This window comes from Arthrobacter sp. 35/47, from assembly GCF_000520475.1.
Lineage (GTDB): Bacteria > Actinomycetota > Actinomycetes > Actinomycetales > Micrococcaceae > Arthrobacter_D > Arthrobacter_D subterraneus.
On record NZ_KI914583.1, the window covers coordinates 104,018 to 107,894 of the forward strand.

General features: G+C 64.3%; 3 protein-coding genes. 2 read left to right on the forward strand and 1 reads right to left on the reverse strand.

Annotated features, from left to right (window positions below):
• The coding region (gene aceE, locus X803_RS17440) for a pyruvate dehydrogenase (acetyl-transferring), homodimeric type (protein ID WP_035777675.1) at positions 1 to 1,996 on the forward strand (1,996 nt) is incomplete at its 5' end.
• A gap of 67 nt (positions 1,997 to 2,063) precedes the next feature.
• On the opposite strand, the gene X803_RS0102965 is transcribed toward aceE, so the two are convergent.
• A complete protein-coding gene (locus tag X803_RS0102965; protein WP_026543965.1) occupies positions 2,064 to 3,083 on the reverse strand; it encodes a PHP domain-containing protein in 1,020 nt (339 codons plus the stop codon).
• A gap of 210 nt (positions 3,084 to 3,293) precedes the next feature.
• Here X803_RS0102965 and uraD point away from each other — a divergent pair, with 210 nt between their 5' ends.
• Positions 3,294 to 3,788: a 2-oxo-4-hydroxy-4-carboxy-5-ureidoimidazoline decarboxylase gene (gene uraD / locus X803_RS0102970; RefSeq protein WP_026543966.1), complete on the forward strand. Its 495-nt coding sequence runs from the start codon at positions 3,294 to 3,296 to the stop codon at positions 3,786 to 3,788.
• Positions 3,789 to 3,877: the final 89 nt, after the last annotated feature.

Genomic DNA, 3,877 nt, shown 5'->3' on the forward strand with positions numbered 1-3,877 from the left:
AGGGGAGATGGATGAGCCGGAGTCGCGGGGGTTGTTGCAGCTGGCCGCCAATGACGGGTTGGATAACCTGAATTTCGTGATCAACTGCAACCTGCAGCGCCTGGATGGTCCGGTGCGCGGTAACGGGAAGATCATGCAGGAGCTCGAGGCGTTTTTCCGGGGTGCGGGTTGGAACGTGATCAAGGTGGTCTGGGGCCGGGAGTGGGATGATCTGCTGGCCAGGGATTCCACCGGGGACCTGGTGAAGATCATGAACGAGACCGCGGACGGGGACTACCAGACCTACAAGGCTGAGTCCGGCGGGTTTGTGCGGGATCATTTCTTCGGGAAGACCCCGGCCACGAAGGATCTTGTGGCGGACATGACCGACGCGCAGGTGTGGGGGCTGAAGCGTGGCGGGCATGATTACCGGAAGGTGTACGCGGCGTACAAGGCCGCCACGGAATTCAAGGGCAAGCCCACCGTGATCCTGGCCAAAACCGTCAAGGGCTACGGCCTCGGCCCGCACTTCGAAGGCCGCAACGCCACCCACCAAATGAAAAAACTGACACTCGAGGCGCTGAAGGAATTCCGGGACTATCTCAAAATCCCCATTTCGGATGAGGTGCTTGAGGCGGATCCGTACGCGCCTCCCTACTACCATCCCGGAGCTGAAGCGGAGGAAATCCGCTATCTGATCGACCGGCGTCGTGCGCTGGGCGGGTTCCTTCCGGAGCGGCGGACAAAGCACGCAGAGGTGGTACTTCCCGGGGACAAGACCTACGAGGTAGCCAAGCGCGGATCGGGCAAGCAGCAGGCAGCCACCACCATGGCGTTGGTGCGTCTGCTCAAGGACCTCATGCGGGACAAGGGCCTGGGGTCCCGCATAGTTCCTATCGTTCCGGATGAGTCACGGACGTTCGGCATGGACGCCTTCTTCCCGACAGCGAAGATCTACAACCCCAAGGGCCAGAACTACCTCTCGGTGGACCGTGACCTGGTCCTCGCGTACAAGGAATCGATCCAGGGCCAGATCCTCCATGCCGGCATCAATGAAGCCGGCTCGGTGGCGGCGTTCACCGCCGCGGGCACCGCGTACGCAACCCAGGGCGAACCGCTGATCCCGATCTACGTCTTCTACTCCATGTTCGGATTCCAGCGCACCGGCGACTCCTTCTGGGCCGCCGGAGACCAGATGACCCGCGGCTTCATCATCGGCGCCACCGCCGGCCGCACCACCCTCACCGGCGAAGGCCTCCAGCACGCAGACGGCCACTCACCCATCCTCGCCTCCACCAACCCCGCCGTCATCACCTACGACCCGGCGTACGGATACGAAATCGGCCACATCATGCGGGACGGTTTGGAGCGCATGTATGGAGCCGGTAATGCGGTCTCGGGCTCGGATCCGAACGTCATGTACTACATCACCGTCTACAACGAGCCAATCCTCCAGCCCGTCGAGCCCGAGAACCTTGACGTACACGGGCTGCTGCGGGGCATCTACAAACTCCAGGACGGACACGCGGCCGAAAACACTCCAAAGTCGCAGATCCTTGCCTCGGGTGTGGCGGTCCCATGGGCGCTCGAAGCACAGCGGATCCTGGCCGAGGAATGGGGTGTGTCGGCTGACGTGTGGTCCGTGACGTCCTGGACCGAGCTGCGGCGCGACGCCCTCGCCGCCGAGGAGGAAGCCTTCCTCAACCCCGGCGCTGAAGCCCGCGTCCCCTTCGTCACCGAACAGCTCGGCAACGCACCCGGACCCATTGTCGCCGTCACCGACTACATGAAAGCCGTCCCCGACCAGATCCGGCAATTCCTCCCCCAGGACTTCGCCACCCTCGGCGCCGACGGCTTCGGCTTCTCCGACACCCGCGCCGCCGCCCGACGGTACTTCAAGATCGACTCACACTCCGTCGTCGTACGCACCCTCGAACTCCTCGCCAAACGCGGCGAAGTCGACCCCGACGCACCCCGCCAGGCCATCGAAAAGTACTCACTGCTCACCCTCCCCTGACGTTGAGTTGGCAGGACACGCCGCTAAAGGTGTCTGAAAAGGGGTGTGTCCTGCCAACTTAAGGGGGTTAGGAGGAGCCTGCCCACTCGAGGAGCTTCTCCAGCGGCCAGGTGGTGATGATGCGCTCCGCCGGCACGCCGTTCGCCCCTGCGCGCTGCGCCCCGTACTGCAGGAAGTCCAGCTGCCCCGGTGCATGGGCGTCGCTGTCGATGCTGAACAGGCAGCCGGCGTCGAGCGCCAGCTGGATGAGGTCATCCGGCGGGTCCTGCCGCTCGGGACGTGAGTTGATCTCCACCGCCACGTTGTTCTCGGCGCAGGCAGCGAAGACCCTTTCGGCGTCGAATTCGGACTGCGGCCGCTGACCGCGCGACCCCTGCACCAGCCGCCCGGTGCAGTGGCCCAGGACGTTGGTGTGCGGGTCCCGGATGCCGCCCAGCATGCGCGCCGTCATGGTCCGCCGGTCCGCGCGCAGCTTGGAGTGGACGCTGGCGACGACGATGTCCAGCTGGTCGAGCATCTCCGGCGTTTGGTCGAGCGTGCCGTCCTCCAGGATGTCCACCTCGATCCCCTTGAGGAGGCGGAAGCTGCCGCCGTCGTCGTCGTTGATCTGGTCCACGATCCGCAGCTGGTCGGTGAGCCGTTCCACGCTCAGGCCATTGGCAATCTTTAGGTTGGGGGAGTGGTCCGTGAGCGCCAGGTACTCGTGGTTGAGGGCGCGCGCCGCGTCCACCATCAGCGGGATGGGGCTGCCACCGTCGGACCAGTCACTGTGACTGTGCAGGTCTCCCCGGAGGAGCGACCGCAGCTCGGACCCGCCGTCGGCGAGTGCTTCCTTCGAGCGCTCGCGCAGGTCAGCGAGGTAGGACGGGGTGTCCCCGTTCAGGGCCTGCGTGATCACCTCGAAAGAGCGTGCCCCGATCCCCTTCATGCGTTTGAGTCGCCCGTCCCGGGCGCGTACCCTTAGCTCCTCCGTTTCGAGCTCGGCAATGGTTGCGGCTGCTTTGCGGAAGGCCTGCACCTTGAAGCTCGGAGCGAGTTCCCGTTCCAGCCAGAAGGCGATTTCATTCAACGCAGCGGTCGGATCCATAGGGCTATCTTCCATCATGAGTGGGGAATTCCAGGAAGCCCTTGACAGGAACGGTGTGAGCTGGACTACAATCAAACCGGAAGAAAGATTCCACAATATAGAAACCTTCTGGTTCCTAGACTATCGCCGGAAACATCGAGTCAAATCGAATTCGTTCGAGGGTAAGGGTGTTCAGCGCCGGCGATAGCGCTCTATAGAAAGCTGACACCCATGACCCTTGACGCCCTCAATTCCTGTACCCCCGCGGAAGCCGCGGCCAAACTCACGCCGTGTGTCGATATCCCGCGCTGGGTTGACGCCATAGTGGCTGCCCGGCCGTTCTCCTCGGAAGCCGAGCTGATCGCCTTCGCCGAGAACGCGGCCCACCCGTGGACTGAAGCCGAGATCGACGGCGCCCTGGCCCACCACCCGCGGATCGGTGAACGGGCCCAGGGAAGCACCGCCGAGGCCGCTCTGTCCCGCAACGAGCAGTCGGGAGTGAGCACCGCCGTCGAAACCCAGACCGCTTTGCTCGAAGGCAACCGTGCCTACGAGCAGAAGTTCGGGCGGGTCTTCCTCATCCGGGCCGCCGGCCGCAGCGCCGAGGACATTCTCGCCGCGCTCCACGACCGGCTGCGCAATCCGCCCGACCAGGAACTGGACATCGTCGCCCAGCAACTCCGTGAAATCGCCATCCTTCGACTCAAGGGGGTCCTTGCAGCATGAGCCGCAGCCACATCACCACCCACGTGCTCGATACCGGAACGGGACGCCCCGCCGTCGGCGTTTCCGCCCGCCTGGACCGGCAGACGCCG

Excerpts from the sequence above, each read along its gene's own strand:
- X803_RS0102965 (WP_026543965.1), bottom strand. The coding sequence starts at position 3,083 with ATGGATCCGACCGCTGCGTTGAATGAAATCGCCTTCTGGCTGGAACGG.
- uraD (WP_026543966.1), top strand. The coding sequence starts at position 3,294 with ATGACCCTTGACGCCCTCAATTCCTGTACCCCCGCGGAAGCCGCGGCC.